The 16846-nt window shown below is 73.3% G+C and carries 20 protein-coding genes; 4 read left to right on the top strand and 16 right to left on the bottom strand.

Annotated elements, in window-relative coordinates; translation table 11 throughout:
* Positions 1-12: 12 nt before the first annotated feature.
* The 15 genes from ACIBCJ_RS02615 to ACIBCJ_RS02685 form a co-directional block, all read right to left on the bottom strand.
* Positions 13-1344, bottom strand: coding sequence for a sugar ABC transporter substrate-binding protein (locus ACIBCJ_RS02615; RefSeq protein WP_365978713.1), 1332 nt, complete (start codon positions 1342-1344; stop codon positions 13-15).
* A gap of 126 nt (positions 1345-1470) precedes the next feature.
* Entirely contained in the window at positions 1471-2577 is a 1107-nt protein-coding gene (locus ACIBCJ_RS02620; protein ID WP_362092447.1) for a substrate-binding domain-containing protein, read from the bottom strand.
* Between the two features lie 159 nt (positions 2578-2736).
* On the bottom strand, positions 2737-3039 hold the full coding sequence (locus tag ACIBCJ_RS02625) for a gas vesicle protein K (RefSeq protein ID WP_365978712.1): 303 nt from the start codon (positions 3037-3039) through the stop codon (positions 2737-2739).
* Positions 3036-3284 (bottom strand): gas vesicle protein, encoded by a 249-nt coding sequence (locus ACIBCJ_RS02630; protein WP_362092453.1) that lies wholly within the window; start codon positions 3282-3284, stop codon positions 3036-3038. Before ACIBCJ_RS02630 ends, ACIBCJ_RS02625 begins: the two co-directional genes overlap by 4 nt.
* A complete protein-coding gene (locus tag ACIBCJ_RS02635; RefSeq protein WP_365978711.1) occupies positions 3281-4120 on the bottom strand; it encodes a GvpL/GvpF family gas vesicle protein in 840 nt (279 codons plus the stop codon). The genes ACIBCJ_RS02630 and ACIBCJ_RS02635 overlap by 4 nt, the downstream gene beginning before the upstream one ends.
* The gene (locus tag ACIBCJ_RS02640) at positions 4117-4458 is read right to left on the bottom strand and encodes a gas vesicle protein (protein ID WP_133884835.1); all 342 of its coding nucleotides are present in this window, start codon (positions 4456-4458) and stop codon (positions 4117-4119) included. The genes ACIBCJ_RS02635 and ACIBCJ_RS02640 overlap by 4 nt, the downstream gene beginning before the upstream one ends.
* 24 nt (positions 4459-4482) lie before the next feature.
* Positions 4483-5493: an SRPBCC family protein gene (locus tag ACIBCJ_RS02645; RefSeq protein WP_365978710.1), complete on the bottom strand. Its 1011-nt coding sequence runs from the start codon at positions 5491-5493 to the stop codon at positions 4483-4485.
* Positions 5490-6083: a hypothetical protein gene (locus ACIBCJ_RS02650; RefSeq protein ID WP_365978709.1), complete on the bottom strand. Its 594-nt coding sequence runs from the start codon at positions 6081-6083 to the stop codon at positions 5490-5492. Before ACIBCJ_RS02650 ends, ACIBCJ_RS02645 begins: the two co-directional genes overlap by 4 nt.
* Complete coding sequence (locus ACIBCJ_RS02655) at positions 6080-6358, bottom strand: gas vesicle protein GvpG (RefSeq protein ID WP_362092467.1); 279 nt, start codon at positions 6356-6358, stop codon at positions 6080-6082. The genes ACIBCJ_RS02650 and ACIBCJ_RS02655 overlap by 4 nt, the downstream gene beginning before the upstream one ends.
* Positions 6359-6362: 4 nt before the next feature.
* A complete protein-coding gene (locus ACIBCJ_RS02660; RefSeq protein ID WP_365978708.1) occupies positions 6363-7220 on the bottom strand; it encodes a GvpL/GvpF family gas vesicle protein in 858 nt (285 codons plus the stop codon).
* A complete protein-coding gene (locus ACIBCJ_RS02665; RefSeq protein ID WP_362503510.1) occupies positions 7217-7744 on the bottom strand; it encodes a gas vesicle structural protein GvpA in 528 nt (175 codons plus the stop codon). The genes ACIBCJ_RS02660 and ACIBCJ_RS02665 overlap by 4 nt, the downstream gene beginning before the upstream one ends.
* Positions 7745-7780: 36 nt before the next feature.
* On the bottom strand, positions 7781-8098 hold the full coding sequence (locus ACIBCJ_RS02670) for a gas vesicle protein (RefSeq protein ID WP_133884829.1): 318 nt from the start codon (positions 8096-8098) through the stop codon (positions 7781-7783).
* A 42-nt stretch (positions 8099-8140) separates the two neighbouring features.
* Entirely contained in the window at positions 8141-8794 is a 654-nt protein-coding gene (locus tag ACIBCJ_RS02675; RefSeq protein WP_362092476.1) for a class I SAM-dependent methyltransferase, read from the bottom strand.
* A gap of 133 nt (positions 8795-8927) precedes the next feature.
* Positions 8928-9737 (bottom strand): SDR family NAD(P)-dependent oxidoreductase, encoded by an 810-nt coding sequence (locus tag ACIBCJ_RS02680; protein WP_362092480.1) that lies wholly within the window; start codon positions 9735-9737, stop codon positions 8928-8930.
* A 61-nt stretch (positions 9738-9798) separates the two neighbouring features.
* Positions 9799-10419 carry a TetR/AcrR family transcriptional regulator gene (locus tag ACIBCJ_RS02685; protein ID WP_365978707.1) on the bottom strand — a complete coding sequence of 207 codons (621 nt, stop codon included), beginning with the start codon at positions 10417-10419 and terminating at the stop codon, positions 9799-9801.
* A gap of 113 nt (positions 10420-10532) precedes the next feature.
* Here ACIBCJ_RS02685 and ACIBCJ_RS02690 point away from each other — a divergent pair, with 113 nt between their 5' ends.
* The 3 genes from ACIBCJ_RS02690 (at position 10533) to ACIBCJ_RS02700 (ending at position 15678) form a co-directional block, all read left to right on the top strand.
* On the top strand, positions 10533-11546 hold the full coding sequence (locus tag ACIBCJ_RS02690) for a zinc-binding dehydrogenase (RefSeq protein ID WP_365978706.1): 1014 nt from the start codon (positions 10533-10535) through the stop codon (positions 11544-11546).
* Between the two features lie 121 nt (positions 11547-11667).
* Positions 11668-13827, top strand: coding sequence for a DUF1996 domain-containing protein (locus ACIBCJ_RS02695; RefSeq protein WP_365978705.1), 2160 nt, complete (start codon positions 11668-11670; stop codon positions 13825-13827).
* Positions 13828-13980: 153 nt separating this feature from the next.
* The gene (locus ACIBCJ_RS02700) at positions 13981-15678 is read left to right on the top strand and encodes a hypothetical protein (protein ID WP_365978704.1); all 1698 of its coding nucleotides are present in this window, start codon (positions 13981-13983) and stop codon (positions 15676-15678) included.
* A 77-nt stretch (positions 15679-15755) separates the two neighbouring features.
* Here ACIBCJ_RS02700 and ACIBCJ_RS02705 read toward each other — a convergent pair whose 3' ends face one another.
* The gene (locus tag ACIBCJ_RS02705; protein ID WP_362092493.1) at positions 15756-16331 is read right to left on the bottom strand and encodes a TerD family protein; all 576 of its coding nucleotides are present in this window, start codon (positions 16329-16331) and stop codon (positions 15756-15758) included.
* Between the two features lie 122 nt (positions 16332-16453).
* On the opposite strand from ACIBCJ_RS02705, the gene ACIBCJ_RS02710 reads away from it, so the two are divergent.
* Positions 16454-16840 (top strand): BlaI/MecI/CopY family transcriptional regulator, encoded by a 387-nt coding sequence (locus tag ACIBCJ_RS02710; RefSeq protein WP_133884821.1) that lies wholly within the window; start codon positions 16454-16456, stop codon positions 16838-16840.
* The last annotated feature ends 6 nt before the right edge of the window (positions 16841-16846 follow it).

Raw genomic sequence — 16846 nt, forward strand, 5'->3', positions numbered from 1 at the left:
CCTTTCGTCGGCTCAGGTGCTGTGCTGGGTGGTGGACAGGCCGAGGGCCTTGAGGTCGGGCATGGTGCCCTCCTGGGCGGTGCGCAGCGACTCGACGAGGCTGCCCTGGCCGCCGCCGACGCGGGCGAAGGAGTCCTGCATGACCTTCTGGGTGGCGCTCATCCGCGGACCCCAGAGCCACTGGTCGCCGATCTTCGCGGCCTCCTGCTCGAACAGGCCGTAGATGTCCTGGCCGCCGTAGTACGAGCGGTCGAAGGCCTCGCGGCCCACCGCGACCAGGCCGGGGGCGGCCGGGTACTGGCTGCTGGTGCCGCTGGAGAGCCGGGCGCGCAGGGCGTCGGGGTGGGAGACCTGCCACTCGATGAACTCCATCGCGGCCTCCGGGTGCCTGCTGTCCTGGGTGATCGCGAAGGTGGAGCCGCCGTGGGTGCCGGCCGAGGGGCTGCCGGTGTCCCACTGCGGCAGCGGTGCGATCCGCCACCGGCCCTTCTGCCCGGGCCGCGCGTTCATCTGGGCCCCGGCGTCCCAGGCGCCGCTGAGCCGGGTGAGGACAAGCCCGTTGCCGATCTGTGCGTCGGACTGCCTGCTCTCGACGGCGTTCAGGAAGACGTCGTCGCGGTCGATCAGGTCCTGCCAGTACGCGGCGACGCGCCGGGAGGGCGCGTCGGCGAGGGAGACGTTCCAGGCGCCCTTCGAGGTGTCGAACCACTGGGCTCCCGCCTGCCAGGCGTAGCAGGCGAACTGCGTCATCCCGTCGGTCGGGAAGAGCACCAGCCTGCGGTCGGGCGCCTTGCGGCGCACGGTGGCGGCCTGCTCGGCGAACTCCTCCCAGGTGCGGGCGACTTCGAGGCCGTACTGGTCGAACAGGTCGGCGCGGTAGTGCATCACCATGGGTTCGACGTCCAGCGGCACGGCGAACACCCGGCGTTCGAAGGTGGTCAGGCCGAGCGCCTGCGGCAGCAGCTTGCGGCGCAGGCCGTCACTGACCAGGTCGGTGATGTCGCGGGCGACGCCGTCGATGGCGAACCCCGGGACCTGCGGGTACTCGAGGGTGGCGACGTCGGGCGCGTTCCCGGCCCGGGCCGCGTTGCTGAGCTTGGCGTAGCCGCCCTGTCCGCCGGAGGGGATCTGCTGGAACTCCACCTGGACGGTGCGGTGCGTGCGGTTGAACGCGTCGACCACTTCCTGGCTGCCGCGCAGGGCGGACCAGAAGGTGATGCGGGTGGTGGTGCCCGTGCGGGCCGACGATGCGCCGTTCCCCCCGCTGCAGGCGCTCGCGGCTCCTGTCAGGGGTAGGGCGGTCATCGCGGCGAGCACGGAGCGACGGCTGGGTCGTCCGGGCATGGCGCCTCCGCGGCTCCTGCGGGCGCGCACCAGGTGCGGACCCGACTCTTCGAGACACGGGAATCCTGAACGCCCCGACCCAAACGGTCAATAGATCGATCAGAAGAAAATGAAACGCTCAAACGCTCATTCGTCGAGCGGTTCGGGCAGCCGGTCCGTCGACCCTCGCACCACCAGCCGCGGCAGCAGTTCGATCCGCCGGCCCGGCTGCCCGCCGCCGCCCGCCTCGGCCAGCCGCTGGAGCAGCAGCTCCGCCGCCGCCTGCCCCACCTCCGCCTTCGGCGGCGCCACGGCCGTCAGCGGGGGCGAGGTCAACCCGGCCACCACGTCGTCGTACGCGACCACCGAGCAGTCGTCCGGCACCCGTACGCCCTCCTCGGCGAGCCGCTGGACCACCATCAGCGCGTCCACGTCGCCGTGCAGCACCATCGCGGTCGCGCCCGTCTCGCGCATCAGCGCGGGCAGCTCGGCGCTCTCGTCCGCCGGATACGGCCCGTCGGCCCCGGCCTCCGGTGCGATCAGCGTCCACGCCCAGCGCTCCACCAGGGGATGTGCCCCGGCGATCTCGGTGAGAGCGGCTCGCAGCGAGCGGGCGGTGGGGCTGTCGTGGCGGGTGGCGAACAGCAGACGCCGGTGGCCGAGCCCCACCAGGTGCTCGACCGCGAGGTGCGCCCCGTACCAGTGGTCCGAGCAGACCGAGTCCAGGGCGTGCAACGCGCTGCCGCGCCACGGGCGGCGCTCCATCAGCACCGTCGGCACGCCGACCCCGGCCAGCCACTCGTGGTCGGCCTCCTCGTCGGCCCGGCCGCGCCAGCGCGGGGCGATCAACAGCCCGTCCGCACCGTCCGACAGTGCCCGTTCCACCAGCGGGCGCTCGGCCCCGGACGCTCGCGGCGCGAGATGCAGGGCCATCCGCACCCCGGCGCGCTCCAGGACCGTGCGCGCCCCGTGCAGCGTCTCGGTCAGGTACGAGTGCCGGACGGGGACGACCACGGCCACCCGGTCCCCGCCCGCCGGGACCGGTTCGGGGGCCGTCTCCCGGGCCGGCAGCGTCGACCGCACCACCCCGTGGCCGCGGCTCAGCCTGCCCTCGCGTGTCAGCTCCTCCACGTCGCGGCGCACGGTGACGACCGAGACCTGCAACTCGTCGGCGAGGTCGCGCACCCGCGCGGTGCCGCGTGCCTGGACCGCCGCCAGTATCCGCTGGCGCCTGAGATCGACCGGCTCCCGCATCAGGTCTCCCCACCCGAGAATGTTCGTTTGAGCGATTCCGCGTCATCATAACGATCGCTCGTGCCGGGTGTCGGTGACCCCGCGGTTCCGTGCCCCTGCGGTTCTGTGCCCCTGCGGTCCCGTGCCCCTGCGGTCCCGAGTGCGTGACGTTCGCAGCCCCTACGGCTCCGGGTCCGCGAGGAGGGACCCCAGCGGGCCCAGGTCGAGGTTCAGGTCGGAGCGGCTCAGTCCGTGCCGGGCGCACAGGTCGTCCATGCGCTCGTCGAGCAGCATGAGCGCCGTGCCGAGCCGGTCCTCCTGCTCCGCGCTCAGGGTGCCCTCGTCGAAGCGGCGCACGGCCTGGCGCTCCATGAGCTGGCGCAGCAGCTCCACGACGGTCAGGACCAGGGCGGCCAGGTCGTTCGTCACCCGCTCCGGATCCAGGTCCAGGGTCTTGTCGGCCTCGGCCCGGGACGCGGTCACAGCGGCCCGCTGTCCGGCCAGGGAGCGGGCACCCGCTCGTTCACCGACGACAGCAGCGCGTGCAGGGAGATCCGCACCAGCGGGACGTCCGCGATGGCCAGCACCAGATCGCCGCTGACCACGACCCCGGTCGCCAGCACCCGGTCCAGCAGGTCCACCAGGGGCACACCGACCGGTGCGTACGGCTCCGGGCCGCCCCAGGGCACGGGGGCCGGGCCCGGCGTGCGGACGTCCGGGACGGTCATGGGCGGTCCTCCCGGTCCGGGCCCGCTTGCGGGTCCTCGTCCCAGCGGGCGAAGGAGTACGGGATCCACGGACCCGAGGCGTCGACCCGTACGGACGGACCGCGGCCCCCGGCGGTGAGACGCGCCAGCGCTTCGGTGAAGGCGGTGCGCCGCGCGTCGTCCACCAGGTAGGCCAGATTGAGCAGTTGCGGGCTCCTGCGGCCCGTGAGCCGCTCGCTCTGCGGGCGGTGGCGTGTCGTGTCGGCCGCGTACCGCCGCAGCTCGGCGTCGACCGCTTCCGCCTCGGCCAGTGCCTTCCCGTGCGCGCTCTGCCGATCACGCCGTCGTGCGCTGACCCGGCTCAGGTAGGCCCGTCCGCCGCCGGCGTCACCGGGGGTACCGGTGTCCGTGGCGGGCTCCGGCACGGTCTCGGCGGCGTGCACCTTCACCGCCCACTCCGTCCGGTCGCGGAGGCGGTCGAGCAGTGTGACCAGCGCCGGGCGCCGGGCGGCGACGGCCCGCGCCGCGGTCGGTTCGCCGCGGTACAGCGTCGCCATCGGCAGCGGCACGACGGCGCCGCGCCCGGCCGCGGCCACGACGCCCCGATGGTGGGCGCGTGCGCAGCGTTCCAGGTCGTCCGGCCGGTTGAGACGTTCGGTCAGCGCCTCCTCGTCGAACAGGGCCGCGGGGACGTCCTGGACGACGAGGCACAGGTCGCCGACGGTCAGGACACGCAGCGGACCGCCCTCCTCGTGTCCCCGTGCCTCCGCCAGACCGGCGGGGTCCGGCGGGGTGCGGGTGACGGCGAAGGCGCAGAGGAGGCCGGGGGCCGCCGGTCCGGCGCCGGCCGTGCTCATCGCACGGCTCCCGCCGCTTCCTCGGCGCCCTCCAGGGCGTCGAGACGTTCCCGCAGCCGTGCGTTCTCCTCGGCGAGCGCGTCCCGGGCGGCACGGGACGACAGCGCGGGGTCGGTCTCCCACCAGTCGATGCCGGCCTTCTTCGCGGTGTCCACGGAGGCGATGAACAGCCGCAACCGGATGGTCAGCAGCTCGATGTCGAGCAGATCGATCTTGATGTCCCCGGCGATGACGATGCCCTTGTCCAGGACGCGTTCGAGGAGGTCGGCGAGGCTGCCGGAGGGAGGCCCGTAGGGCTGTGCCTCCAGGTCCGGGTACCGGTGGTCGAGGTCGGTCACCGCGTGCTCCCCGCGGCGGCGGCGTCAACGGCGCCGGCGAGGACGCTCGTCTTCCTCGTCCTCGTCGTCTTCCTCGTCCTCATACGGCTCCTCCTCCTCGTCGTACTCGTCTTCCTCGTCGTCGTACTCGCCCTCGCCGTCGTCGTCCTCCGCGCCCTCGTCGTCGCCGTCGTTGTCGTCTTCGTCTTCGTCGGCGGACTCGTCCTCGGACCCGGGTTCCTCGGCGTTCTCCTCCTCCAGCGCTTCCTCGTGGCTCCTGACGACCTCGCCGTCGCGGATCTCACCGCGCCAGCCCTCGATCTCCTCTTCGTCCGCCAGGGTCACGTGCCGCACGAAGTGCTTCAGGTCCAGCCGCAGCCGGCGTCCCTGGGCGCGCCAGATGTTGGCGGTCTTCTCGAAGAAGCCCGCCGGGTAGTACTCGACCACCACGACGACGCGGGTCAGCCGGGGCGCCAGTTCGTGGAAGCTGACCACCCCGTTGGTGCTGCCCTTGGCGCCCTCGGAGGTCCAGACGATCCGCTGGTCGGGGATCTGCTCCTGAACGGTCGCCTTCCAACTGCGCGTCGAGAAGGCGATCTTCGCGGTCCAGTCAGAAGTCACCTCGTCGTTGGGGCTGACGCTCTGCACGCCCTTGGTGAAGCCGCTGAACTCCTGGAGCTGCGTCCACTGGTCGTAGACGGTGCGCAGGGGGACGCCGATGTCGACGGTCTCCATGATGTGCGTCGCCTTGACGCTGCCGCCGCCGCTCTTCCCGCCGCCGCCCTTGGAGCCGCCGCCGCTCTTGGACCCACCACCGTTGGACCCACCACCATTGGACCCACCACCATTGGATCCGCCGCCCTTGGACCCACCACCGTTCGTGGAGCCGCCGCCTCCGGAGCCGCCGCCGTCGGTCAGGCGGTCCGTCAGGGACCCGATCCGGTCCCCCGCCCTGCCGACGAGGCCGTGCCCCGCTGCGGAGAGGTAACCGCCCAGGGCGTCCTTGAGGTCGTCGAGGGGAGAGGGTCCGCCGTCGTCCTGCCGGTCGGGGGTCATGCTCGCCCACCTCCGCGCCTGCCGCCCCGGTCCGCCGTGCGCTTCGCCGGTGCCGATTTCTTGGCGGCCGTCTTCTTCGCGGCCTTCTTGGCCGTCTTCTTCGCCGGAGCCGCGGACTTGCGCGGCGGAGCCTTCCTGGCGGACTTCCGGGGCGGCGACGGCGCGGGCCGTCGGTCTTCCTCCCGGTCCTCCTCGTCGAAGTAGGCGTCCTCGTCCGGGGCGTCCTCGTCCCAGTCGTCGTCCCGGCCGTCCTCGTCCCGGCCGTCACCCCGCCGGCCCTCGCCGGCCAGTGCGTCGGTACGGTCGCGCAGCGCGTCCGCGAGTCCGGTGAGCCGGCGGTTCGCCGCGGCGGTGACGGCCGCGCGTCCGGCGGTCAGCAGCTCGTCCCGGATCTGGTCGCCCAACTCCTGGAACTGCGGCGCCCGTTGCAGGCTGCCCAGCCCCTGGCCGAGTACTTGGCCGGGGGAGAGGCCGACGCGTTTGCCCACGAGGTAGGAGCCGACGGCGAAGGCGAGCTTGGCCTTCTTCGTGCGCCCCAGTAGGTATCCGCCCGCCACAGCCGCCGCCATGGCCGCCTTCGTGTCGTTCATAGGTGTCGTCTCCGCGCTGGTTTCATGGTGGTCGTACGGCCGCTGGACCGGGCCGGGCGTTCCAGGAGGGTGAGCAGGCGCTCCTCCTCCCGTTCGAAGACCGCCTCGTCGACGGCGCCCTCGTCCAGGGCCCGGTTGAGTGCGGCCAGTCGTGCTTGCACGGCGCGTGGGTCGTGTGCCTGGCGCCGGGCCTCCTGGAGCAGGTGGTCGGCGATCCACGCCGTGCCGCGCACCGGTGCGAGGGGCAGCAGGAGGAGACCGCTCACGATGCCCATGCGGTCACCGACCGGCGGGTGTCGCGGGGCGCGGATCGACGAAGCTGTAGCAGGGCAGGGGTCCTGTCACGCTGAGGGCCAGCCGGTCCCCGCAGGCCCGGGCCCGCTCCGCCACCGCCTCCCTGAACCTCGCTTCGTCCCCCGACCGGACCAGGAACGAGGCGCTGAGCACCTGCTCGTCGTCGGTCGTGCCCTGGACGGTCCGTACGGCGAGCGGGGCCAGCCGGTCGACGACCTCCCGGGCCGCGCGCCGTGCCTCGCGGCGCACACTCAGGGCGATGGCTTCGCCCAGCCGGACGTTGGCCTCGTAGTCCGGCCGGCGTCGGGTCCGCAGGGCCAGGGCCCGCAGCTGGTCGTCCCGGCGCACCAGGTCGGCGAAGTGGCCGGGTACCACCGTCCCCTTGACGTTGAGTTCCACGCACCCCCGAACGCCTTCGAGCTGCTCCGTCAAGTGGGTCGCGTCGGCACGCAGTTGGGAGAGCAGGGTGTCGGTCCGCGGGCTGAGGACCGCGAACCGCATGGGCAGCACCGGTCCTTGGGCCGCCATGTCGTCCAAGACGGCCTGGTGGGCCTGCAGGTCACGGCGCCGGGGCCGCAGTCGCGGGGGCGCGTCGGACACCGCCGCGCACAGTCCCGACTCGCTCACCAGCCGCACCGGGGCGCCGTCGACGCCCGCGGAGCGGGGGGTGCGGATCCCGGCGGGGGCGATGCCGTAGACGTACAAAGCCTTCGGCGCGGTCGCCGGTTCCTCGGCGGTGACGGCGGCGACGGCGGGGGTGGTGGCAACCGCGGTGGCGGCGGTGTCAGTGGTGTACGGGGACTCGGTGGTGAACGGGGACTCGGTGGTGGCGGGCGCGGTCATTCGTCCTCCGTCTCGGGGCGCCGGCGCGGGCGGGAACGGGGGCGGTCGTCCTCGTCGCGGGAGCGGGCGGCGGGCCGGTTGCGGGGCCGCTGGGTGCTCCTCGCGCGCTCCGCGCGTTCGCGGGGACGGGCCCGCCTGTCCTCCGCCTCCGCCTCCTCCTGCTCGGACTCGGGGTCGGGCTCCGGGGCGAGGACGTCGCGCACCTTGTCGGTCAGGGAGCGCGCCGTCCGCTTGGCGCCGGCCTTGCCCACGGTCTTGGCCACCGGACTGCCGAACATCTCGGGGACGGTCTTGGAGCGCACGTCGTGCTCCAGGTCGAGGCGGTTGCAGGCCTCGGCGAACCGCAGATAGGTGTCGACGCTCGCGACCACGATGCGTGCGTCCACCTTGAGGATCTCGATGCCGACCAGGGAGACGCGCACGAAGACGTCGATCACCATGCCGCGGTCGAGGATGAGTTCGAGGACGTCGTAGAGGGTTCCGGCGCGAGGCGCGCAGACGACCTCGTCGTCGTAGGTGATCATGCGGTGGTCCTTCCGGATGCGGGCCTCACGACCCGCTCACTGGTCCTGGGCACCGCGCCGGTAGCGCGCGATCCTGCGGTACTGGATCAGGTCGCCCGGCGCGTCCAGCTCGACCTCGTAGGTGGCGAGCAGACTGGTGGTGTCCGGGATGCGTGCCACCTCCAGCACGTCCACGTTGACGATCCAGCCGCCGTCCTCGCTCCGGCGCACCGCGGAGACCCCTTCGAGGCGGTGCCGGATCAGTTCGGACAGCGCGTCGGCGGCGTGCCGGGCGGCGTCACGGGCGTCCCGCACGTCCCGCTCGCGCGTGGCCGTGGAAGTGGTGCGGCGCCGTCGCTCGCCAGGTTCTGTCATGCTGCCCACTCTGACCGCGGGCCCGGATCCGCGCGTGCGCAGTTACCCCATCCGGGGCTGCCCCGGACGCCGGCAGTGCAGGAAGAGGTGCGGCTCGGGCCGGGCGTCCGGATGGGCCGGGGTGAACATCGACGCCTCCTGCGCCAGCACCTCTAGGCCCGCCTCCTCGACCAGGGTGACCAGCTCCTGCGCGGGGAAGCTGGTGACGCGCACCGGCTGGCCCATGAAGACCGCGTCGACGTCCTCCACGTCGAGCGGCACGGTGGCCAGGACCAGGTAGCCCCCCGGCTTCGGCAACCGCGCCAGACGCCGCACGAGGTCCCGCTGCTCCCGCCGGTCCAGCTGGAGCAGTGAGAAGTACACGCAGACGGCGTCGAAGGAGGCGTCCTCCAGGGGCACGTCACGGATGTCGGCGCACTGGAAGGCGGCAGCCGGCACCTGCCGCGCGGCCAGCTCCACCATGACGGGGGAGACGTCGACGCCCAGCACCGCGTGCCCGGCGTCCACCAGGGTCTCGGCGGTGGGACGTCCCGTGCCGCTGCCCACGTCCAGCACCCGGCTGCCCGGCGCGAGTCGCGCCAGCAGCCACTCCAGCGAGCGGCGGTGCGTCCTCGACCCGGCGAACGCCTTCTCGTACTCGGCGCCCAGCGCGTCGAACGCGGCTGCGGCCCGCGGGCGTTCCCGGTCGTCGGTCACGGCGGTCCCTTCGGTGCGGTGAACCGGTGCCCGGGCATCGTTCCACCGCCGGTGAGCCGCCGACAAGAGGCCCTTCGGGTACGGCTCGGGACCGGACGCGGGCGGGACGGATGAACGGTCGCCGCGGGCGGTGCTAGCGCTCGTCGTGCTCGTCGTCGTGCCCCGCGGTCCCCGGCTCGGCCATCCGGCGGTGCACGGCGGCCTTGACGCGGTCCGGCAGCACCTTGTCCGCCACCCCCTGGGCCTTGGTCTTCGCCGAGCCGGTGACCAGCTTCCCGCGGCCCTTCATGACGGCGTCGAACGCCTGCCGGGCGACCTGCGCGGGATCGTCCTTCGGCATCGTGCCGACCTTGGTGTCCAGCATGCCGGCCCGCCGGAAGAAATCGGTCTCCGTCGGCCCCGGCATGAAGGAGGTGACCGTGACACCGGTGTCCCGGACCTCCTCCTGCAACGCCTGCGCGAAGGACTGGACGAACGACTTCGACGCGTTGTACACCGCCTGGAAGGAGCCCGGCATCGTCGCCGCGACCGAGGACGTGAACATCAGCCGCCCGACCCCGCGCGCCACCATGTCCCGCAGCAGGGGCTTGGTGAGCCGCACGGTCGACGTCACGTCGAGGTCGATGACGGACTGGTCGTCCGCCGGGTCGGTGTCGACGAAGGCGCCGCCCTGCCCCACCCCCGCGTTGAGGGCCGCCACGTCCACGGCGAGCCCGGTCAGGGCGGCGACCAGGTGGTCCACGCCCTCGGGACTCCTGAGGTCGGCGCGCACCGCCCGTACGTCCGCGCCGGTCTCCCGCAGCCGCTGGGCGGCGTGCTCCAGCCGCTCGTCCTCGGCGTTCACCACGAGGTCGTAGCCGTGCTCCGCGAACAGCGCGGCGAGTTCGTACCCGATTCCGCTGGACGCCCCGGTGACCAGGGCGAGCGGCCTGCTGCGGTCCATGGCTCCTCCGTCCTCGGCGCACCCGCGCCCGCGGAGCGCCGGGTTCCCACGATCCGGGCCTTCACCTCACCGCGGTCGAGCGCCGGGCGGGACCGCCGGGCCGGGGACTGGCCCCGCCGAGGGCCAGGTCCACCAGCCCCCGGACGAGTGCGTCGTCCAGCGGAGCCCCGCTGAGCAGCACCCGGACGAACAACGGACCGCTCACCGCCTCGATCAGCAGCCCGGGATCGGTGTCCGCGGCCAGCTCGCCCCGCTCGACGCCCCGCCGGACCATCACCACGGCGCGGCCGAGACGCTCCCCCCAGTAGGGGCCCCGCCGGTCCTCCAGGGTGTCGTCGTGCTCGACGCTCAGCCGCAGCAGCGCCCGGCCCTGCGGGGAGGCGAGCAGCCGGGCCAGGGCGGAGAAGAACGCCAGCAGGTCGTCCCGGACCCGTCCGGTGTCCGGAACCGGCAGCGCCGCGTCCAGCTCCGTGGTCAGCGCGTCCAGGATCAGGTTCTCGCGTGTGCCCCACCGCCGGTACACGGACGTCTCGTGCACCCCGGCCGCCCGGGCCACGGCGCCGACCGTCGTCCCCGCCAGGCCCTGGCTCGACAGCAGGTCCACGGCGGCGGCCAGCACCGCCCGCCGCATCCGCTCCCCACGGCGGCGCAGAGGTGGGGCGGCGGATTCCGGAGTGCTCATTCTGCCAGCGTAAAGCAAGTCGTCCTGCGTTGGGTGTACGGTCAAAGCAAGTCGACCTGCGATGGACCGCTGAGGACCACCCGGGGTCGCCGCCGCACCGAGGAGGTCCTGTCATGGCGCAGATGCTCGCCGCCCGCCTGCACGTCCCGAGCCGCACCCTGCGACTCGAAGAGGTGCCCCGCCCGCAGCCGGGCCCGGGGGAGGTGCTGGTCAAGGTCGAAGCGGCCGGCGTCTGCCTGTCCGACGTGCACCTCATCGACGGCACCCTCACCCCGCTGCTCCTCCGGGGGGACACCGTCACCCTCGGCCACGAGGTCTCCGGCACCGTCGCCGAGACCGGCGAGGGGGTCACCGACTGGTCCCCCGGACAGCGGGTCGTGCTCCATGCCGGCGAGACGCGCGACGGCGTCGTCCACACCCGCGGCGTCGACTACGACGGCGGCTGGGCCGAGTACGCCCTCTCCGCCGCCGACGCCATGACACCGCTGCCCGACGCCATCCCCTTCGAGCAGGGCGCGATCATCCCGGACGCCGTGTCCACCCCGTGGGGCGCGATCACCGAGAGCGGCGCGGTCCGGCCCGCCGAGGCGGTCGGCGTGTGGGGCGTCGGCGGCCTCGGCGTCCACGCCGTGCAGCTCCTCCGGGCGATCGGCGCCTGTCCCGTCGTCGCCGTCGACCCGAGCCCCGTCGCCCGCGAACGCGCCCTGGCCGCGGGCGCCGACCTCGCCCTGGACTCCGCCGACCCGGAGCTGCGCCGGACGGTCCGGGAAGCGACCGGCGGCCTCGGTCTCGCCGCCGCCTTCGACTTCGCGGGCGTGCCGCCCGTGCGGGAGCAGGCGGTCTCCGTCCTCGCCCCCAAGGGGCGGCTGGTCCTGGTGGGCCTGACCGACAAGCCGCTCACCGTCGCGGACGGGACCCGCTTCAGCTACCTCCAGCAGCGCATCCTCGGCCACTACGGCTCCGACATGCCGGTGGCGCTGCCGCAGCTCCTTCGGCTGATCCAGGGCGGACGGCTGGACTTCTCCGGGTCCGTCAGCGGGATCCTGCCCCTGAGCGAGGCCGCCGAGGCGGTCGCCCGTCTGGAGAAGAAGGAGGGCGACCCGATCCGGCTGGTCCTGCGCCCGTGAGGTGAGGGAAGGCTGAGAATTCCAGCGGCGGTTGAACGCTCCGGCCCCCGGTTCCGTATGGAGCCGGGGGCCTTTCACGTCGTAGTCCGTCACGACGTCCGTCACGACACAGGAGCACGCCTTGGGACACAACAGGCGCAGACGCCCGACCGGGGCGCGACGCGCGACCTTCGGAGCGGTGGCGCTGATATTGGGGGGCGGCGGTCTGGTGGCCGTCAACGTCTTCGCCTCCGCGACCGAGTCCGGTAACGCCGCCGTACCCCTGGGCAGTTCCGGAGTCGCGGCCACCGTGGACTGCCCCGACCCGGCCGAACGGCTCACGGCCGTCCCGGAGCAGGCCAGGCCCGAGGTCGACACCGAACTCGCCCACCTCGACGAGCAGGTCGCCGCCGCCTACCGCACGCTCCAGGAAGCCGCCCGCACCGCGGACGACGGCACCCTCGACGAGGGCGCGGTCCTCGACCCGCTGAAGAAGGAGCGGGCGGCGACGATCGAGCGCATCGCCGCCGCCATCGACAAGGCCGGTGGCAGCCCCGAGGGCCTGGACACCCTGGCCGAATGCACCCTGCGCCGCACCGAGATCGCGTCGGCGGACACGGGCAGCGGCAGCCCGGACCAACAGGGCGGGGGGCAGGGAGGGACAGACGCACCGGAGCAGGGGCAGCAGGGGGGCGAGGACGGCGAGTCCGGCGGCGAGCAGCAGCCCGGCAACGGCGGACAGGCGGGCAACGGCCCCGTGGCGGAGGACTACGCCGACATCAAGTCGGTCCAGCCGAACACCGCGCGGGCGGCCCGCCAGAAGCAGGCCTCGACCGGCTCCTTCGCCACCAGCTGCGGCGTCAACGCCGAGGGTCTGTTCAACTCGGACAACCTGATCGCTGCCCCGGGCGTGAGCAACGGCGCCCACCACTTCCACGACTACGTCGGCAACCAGGACAGCAACGCCTTCTCCAGCGACGAGGACCTGGCCGCCGCCGAGACCAGCTGCGCGGACCAGGGCGACAAGTCCTCGTACTACTGGCCCGTGGTCCGGCTCCAGAACGGCACCGCCGAACAGGACGCCCAGTCGCCGGGCGGAGGCGTCGAGGGCAACGCGGGCGAGATCGTCACGCCGGCCGAGGTGACGCTGACGTTCCAGGGCAACGAGCGCGGCAAGGTCACGGAGATGCCGCGCCTGCTGCGCATCATCACCGGTGACGCCAAGGCGTTCGTCAACGGCAACACCAACGCGAACGCCTCCTGGAGCTGCACCGGTTTCGAGGACCGGCAACTGAAGGACAAGTACCCGCTCTGCCCTTCGGGCAGTGACGTAGTGCGCACCTTCACCTTCCAGAGCTGCTGGGACGGCCGCAACATCGACAGTGCCAACCACCGCACCCACATGGCCTTCGCCGCCGCCGACGGCAGCTGCCCCGAGGGCTTCGTGCCCGTCCCGCGCCTGGTGCAGCGCGTCGTGTACGACGTGGCCGCGCCCAGCCTCGGCGACGGGGGCAGGACCGCTCCGCTGTTCGCCGTGGACTCCTTCCCCGAGCAGCTGCACAAGCCGGTCACCGACCACAGCGACTTCATCAACGTCTTCGACAAGGACCTGATGCGCGAGATGGTCGAGTGCATCAACTCCGGCCGGGAGTGCGGCCCGGAAACGCCGCCGGCGACCGACCCGGGCGAGGGCGGGGAACAGCCCGGTGACGACGGCGGCCAGAGCACCGAGCCGCCGGCCGAGCAGACAGCCACAGCCACCGCCACCGCCACCGCCTCCGCGCCCGCGGACGCCGGGCAGGGCGGACAGGACGGCCAGGACGAAGGGGGCGGCAAGGACGACGGGAACGCTCCCGGCCGGGACCACCACCAGGACGGGACGCAGAACCCGGGTGGCGAGGGCGGTCAGAAGGGCGGCCAGGAGAGCGGTCAGAAGGGCGGCCAGGAGACCGGCCGGGACGGGCAGGACGACGGCCGGAAGGACGCCCAGGCCGGTGGCGACGAGTCCACGCCCCCGGCCGCGGGCCGGGACGCCGGAGCCTCCGCGAGCGCCGAGCCCAGGGCCGCGACGACACCGGCCGACGCCCCGGACGCCGTGAGCAGCGCCGTGGCGGCACCCGGGAAGACCGGCAGCACCGGAGGCGCCGGCAGCGGCGACGACGCCGGGCCGGCCCCCGCACCGCAGGCACAGGGAGGCCTCGCCGAGACGGGTTCCGGCCTCGGTCTGTGGCCCGCGGCGGTGGGCGGCGTGCTGTTCGCCGGCGGATGTGTGCTGCTCGTCCGGTCCAGGCGGCGTGCGTGACGACCGGGCCGGCACCGGCATGACGGACGGGTGGGCGGGGCTCCCGCCCACCCGTCGCGGCGAGCGGATCGAACACGCCACCGCGCCGAGCGAACCGGCTCCTTCGGGGTGTTGCCCGTCCCCGCACCCGGGCGAGCCCGGTATATGTCCCTCATGGACTACTACGACCTGGGCGGCCACGGCCGTCCGGTGACGACCTCGTCGCCCGAGGCCCAGCGGTGGTTCGACCGCGGGCTGGTGTGGACGTACGCCTTCCACCACGAGGAGGCCGTCGAGTGCTTCGAGGCCGCCGCCGCGGCGGACCCGGAGTGCGCCATGGCCCACTGGGGCATCGCCTACGCACTCGGCCCCAACTACAACAAGCCGTGGGAGGCCTTCGACGCCGAGGAGCTGACCCGGGCCGTCGACCGCACCCACGCCGCCGTCGAACGTGCCCACGGTCTGGCCGGCCGGGCCTCCCCGGTCGAGCGCGCCCTGATCGGTGCCCTGCGCGCCCGGTACCCCCGGGCGAGCGCCGTCGAGGACTGCTCGGTGTGGAACGCGCCGTACGCGGACGGCATGCGCGCCGTCCACGAACTGGCCCCCGGTGACCTGGACGTGGCCGCTCTCTACGCCGACGCCCTGATGAACCTGACCCCCTGGCAGCTGTGGGACCTGTCCACGGGTCTGCCCGCCGAGGGCGCGCGCACGACGGCGGCGAAAGAGGTGCTGGAGCGGGCCCTGGCCGCCGACGGGGGGCGCGACCACCCCGGCGTCCTGCACCTCTACATCCACCTGATGGAGATGTCCCCCACTCCCGAGGCGGCCCTCACCGTCGCCGACCGGCTGCGCGACCTGGTGCCCGACGCGGGGCACCTCCAGCACATGCCGTCCCACCTCGAAGTGCTGTGCGGCGACTACCGCATGGTGGTGTCGGACAACGACGCCGCGATCGTCGCCGACGAGAAGTACCGCGCCCGGTCGGGTGCGATGAACTTCTACACCCTCTACCGCTCGCACAACTACCACTTCAAAATCTACGGCGCGATGTTCCTCGGCCGGTCCGAGACCGCCCTCGACACCGCGGCCCGGCTGGAGGCGTCGATCCCCGAGGAACTGCTGCGGGTGGAGAGCCCGCCGATGGCCGACTGGCTCGAAGGCTTCCTGGCCATGCGGGTGCACGTCCTGATCCGGTTCGGCCGCTGGACGGACATCCTCGCCCTGCCGCTGCCCGCCGACCCGCGCCTGTACTGCGTGACGACCGCGATGCTGCACTACGCCCGCGGCGTCGCCCTCTCGGCCACCGGACGGGTGACCGAGGCGGAGGCCGAGCGGGCCTCGTTCCGCGCGGCGGTCGCCCGGGTGCCCGAGTCCCGCACGCTGTTCAACAACACCTGCGCCGATCTCCTGGCCATCGCCTCGGCCATGCTCGACGGCGAGCTGGAGTACCGCAGGGGCGACCACGCCGCCGCCTTCGCCGCCCTGGAACGCTCGATCGAGCTGGACGACAGCCTGCCCTACGACGAACCCTGGGGCTGGATGCAGCCCACCCGGCACGCCTACGGCGCCCTGCTCCTGGAACAGGGCCGGATCGCCGAGGCCGAGGCGGTCTACCGCGCCGACCTGGGACTGGACGACACCCTGCCCCGTCCGCTCCAGCACCCGAACAACGTCTGGGCGCTGCACGGGCTCCACGAGTGCCTGGTGCGGCTGGGCAAGGCGGGGGAGGCGCGAATCGTGGCCCAGCAGCTGAGGCTCGCCGCCGCGCTGGCGGACGTGCCGGTCGAGGCGTCCTGCTTCTGCCGCCTCGACACCACCGGACCCGCCGCCCCGGCCGGCGGCGACGCCGGCTGCTGCACCACGGACCACTGACCACTGACCCGGCGGGCCGTGCCCCGTGCCCCGGCTCTCCGGACCCCGAGTCCGGGGCCCGGAGAGCCGGGACGGGATCAGACGTTGACGCCGAAGTCCGACGCGATGCCCGCGAGACCCGAGGCGTACCCCTGTCCGACCGCCCGGAACTTCCACTCCGCGCCGTGCCGGTACAGCTCGCCGAAGACCATCGCGGTCTCGGTCGAGGCGTCCTCGGACAGGTCGTAGCGAGCGATCTCCTGGTCGTTCGCCTGGTTGACGACCCGGATGAAGGCGTTGCGGACCTGGCCGAAGCTCTGGCCCCGGCTCTCCGCGTCGTGGATGGAGACCGGGAAGACGATGCGGTCCACCTCGGCCGGCACCGCGGCGAGGTTCACCTTGACCGCCTCGTCGTCGCCCTCGCCCTCACCGGTGAGGTTGTCACCGGTGTGCTCCACCGATCCGTCGGGGCTGGTGAGGTTGTTGTAGAAGACGAAGTGCCCGTCCGAGAGCACCTTGCCCGACGCGTCCAGGAGCAACGCGGAGGCGTCGAGGTCGTAGTCGGTGCCGGTCGTGGTGCGCACGTCCCAGCCCAGACCGACCAGCACGGCGGTCAGACCCGGCGCCTCCTTGCTGAGCGAGACGTTGCCGCCCTTGGCCAGGGAAACTCCCACTGCGTTCTCCTTCGTCGCGTTCGCCGTGTCACGGATGCCTGCCGCCAATCTACAGCAGTGTAGAAACCAGTCTTCTATACGATGGCGCTCCGGAAGACGACGGCGGCGGAAGGAGGCGGGCCGTGACGGATGACCGGCGTCCGCGGCGGCGGGGGCAGGGCGAACTCGAGGCGCTGGTGCTCTCCGCGCTGCGCGGGGCGGACGGCCCCGCGACGGCCGGCTGGGTGCAGGAGCGCCTCGGCGGCGACCTCGCCTACACCACCGTGATCACGATCCTGACCAGGCTGCTGGAGAAGGGCGCCGTCAGCCGTGAGCGCACGGGCCGGTCCTTCGCCTGGACGCCCGCCTCCGACCAGGCGGGCCTGGCCGCGCGGAAGATGCGCAAGGTGCTGGACGGCGAGAGCGACCGGGAAGCGGTGCTGGCCAGCTTCGTCACCGGCCTCGATCCCGACGACGAGCGACTGCTGCGCGCACTGCTGGGGCACGCCCGCGCCGCGGAGGACGACTGACGCCGC

This window comes from Streptomyces sp. NPDC051136 (assembly GCF_044455745.1).
GTDB lineage: Bacteria > Actinomycetota > Actinomycetes > Streptomycetales > Streptomycetaceae > Streptomyces.

Excerpts from the sequence above, each read along its gene's own strand:
- ACIBCJ_RS02615 (WP_365978713.1), bottom strand. The coding sequence starts at position 1,344 with ATGCCCGGACGACCCAGCCGTCGCTCCGTGCTCGCCGCGATGACCGCC.
- ACIBCJ_RS02620 (WP_362092447.1), bottom strand. The coding sequence starts at position 2,577 with ATGCGGGAGCCGGTCGATCTCAGGCGCCAGCGGATACTGGCGGCGGTC.
- ACIBCJ_RS02630 (WP_362092453.1), bottom strand. The coding sequence starts at position 3,284 with ATGACCGTCCCGGACGTCCGCACGCCGGGCCCGGCCCCCGTGCCCTGG.
- ACIBCJ_RS02635 (WP_365978711.1), bottom strand. The coding sequence starts at position 4,120 with ATGAGCACGGCCGGCGCCGGACCGGCGGCCCCCGGCCTCCTCTGCGCC.
- ACIBCJ_RS02645 (WP_365978710.1), bottom strand. The coding sequence starts at position 5,493 with ATGACCCCCGACCGGCAGGACGACGGCGGACCCTCTCCCCTCGACGAC.
- ACIBCJ_RS02650 (WP_365978709.1), bottom strand. The coding sequence starts at position 6,083 with ATGAACGACACGAAGGCGGCCATGGCGGCGGCTGTGGCGGGCGGATAC.
- ACIBCJ_RS02655 (WP_362092467.1), bottom strand. The coding sequence starts at position 6,358 with ATGGGCATCGTGAGCGGTCTCCTCCTGCTGCCCCTCGCACCGGTGCGC.
- ACIBCJ_RS02660 (WP_365978708.1), bottom strand. The coding sequence starts at position 7,220 with ATGACCGCGCCCGCCACCACCGAGTCCCCGTTCACCACCGAGTCCCCG.
- ACIBCJ_RS02665 (WP_362503510.1), bottom strand. The coding sequence starts at position 7,744 with ATGATCACCTACGACGACGAGGTCGTCTGCGCGCCTCGCGCCGGAACC.
- ACIBCJ_RS02670 (WP_133884829.1), bottom strand. The coding sequence starts at position 8,098 with ATGACAGAACCTGGCGAGCGACGGCGCCGCACCACTTCCACGGCCACG.
- ACIBCJ_RS02680 (WP_362092480.1), bottom strand. The coding sequence starts at position 9,737 with ATGGACCGCAGCAGGCCGCTCGCCCTGGTCACCGGGGCGTCCAGCGGA.
- ACIBCJ_RS02685 (WP_365978707.1), bottom strand. The coding sequence starts at position 10,419 with ATGAGCACTCCGGAATCCGCCGCCCCACCTCTGCGCCGCCGTGGGGAG.
- ACIBCJ_RS02690 (WP_365978706.1), top strand. The coding sequence starts at position 10,533 with ATGGCGCAGATGCTCGCCGCCCGCCTGCACGTCCCGAGCCGCACCCTG.
- ACIBCJ_RS02700 (WP_365978704.1), top strand. The coding sequence starts at position 13,981 with ATGGACTACTACGACCTGGGCGGCCACGGCCGTCCGGTGACGACCTCG.